This window comes from Pseudoflavonifractor sp. MCC625, from assembly GCF_018784545.1.
GTDB classification, from domain to species: Bacteria; Bacillota; Clostridia; order Oscillospirales; family Oscillospiraceae; genus Pseudoflavonifractor_A; species Pseudoflavonifractor_A gallinarum.
Genome location: NZ_WQOJ01000048.1, coordinates 1,766 through 2,791, shown reverse-complemented (window position 1 = coordinate 2,791; position 1,026 = coordinate 1,766). Strand labels below are relative to the sequence as shown.

Below are 1,026 nucleotides of genomic sequence, written 5' to 3'. Positions count from 1 at the left end.
GACAGCCGCTATCTGACCGGTGATATGGCAGACAGCCTGCCGGTGCTGGTGAATCTGGTTGCCAATGCTATGCCGTTTCGCAAAGGGATCGCCATTACCTGTGATCCGCAGACGGTCATCAACGATAAGAAAGTAACCGACCACCACGCAGTAATTCCCACCCGAAATCTCAAGGATGCAGACCTTTCTGCCCTTCCTGCGGGAGAAAAAGCAGTGCTGGAGCTGGTGGCCCTGCGTCTGCTGTGCGCCGTGGCCCAGCCCCATATCTATTCGGAAACCGTTGTGATTGCAACGTGTGCCGGTAGGAAGTTTACTGCCAAAGGAAAAACGGTGAAGCACCCCGGATGGAAAGCACTGGAGGACGCCTACCGTGCCAAAATGAAGGATGCAGAGCCGAAAAAAGAGGGCGCAGAGAAAGCCCTGCCGGAGCTGACCGAAGGACAGATCCTTTCGGTTGCTGCTGCAATCGTCAAAGAAGGCAAAAGCAGTCCGCCCCAGCACTTTACGGAGGACACCCTGTTGTCCGCGATGGAGACTGCCGGAAAAGAGGATATGCCGGAGGATGCCGAACGAAAAGGTCTGGGGACACCGGCCACCCGTGCCGGTATTTTGGAAAAGCTGGTATCTGCCGGTTTTCTGGAACGAAAAAAGAACAGGAAAACGGTGCAGCTTCTCCCTTCCCATGATGCAGTTTCCCTGATCACCGTTCTGCCGGAACAACTGCAATCGCCGCTTTTGACTGCCGAGTGGGAGTACCGCCTGGGCGAGATCGAGCGCGGGCAGCTTGCCCCGGAGGAGTTTTTGGACGGGATTAGCACCATGCTGAAAGACCTGGTGGGGACTTATCAGGTCATCAAGGGAACGGAGTACCTGTTCACTCCGCCTCGTGAGGTGGTGGGCAAATGCCCTCGCTGCGGCGGGGAGGTTGCAGAACTGCAAAAAGGCTTCTTCTGTCAGAATGATTCTTGCAGATTTGCAATCTGGAAAAACAACAAATGGTGGGCTGCCAAGAAAAAACAGCCGACT

1 protein-coding gene is annotated in these 1,026 nt (G+C 55.2%); it reads left to right on the top strand.

What is annotated here, in order from left to right:
• A partial coding sequence (locus GPK94_RS16215) for a DNA topoisomerase (protein ID WP_252192668.1) occupies nucleotides 1-1,026 on the top strand: 1,026 nt, incomplete at both ends.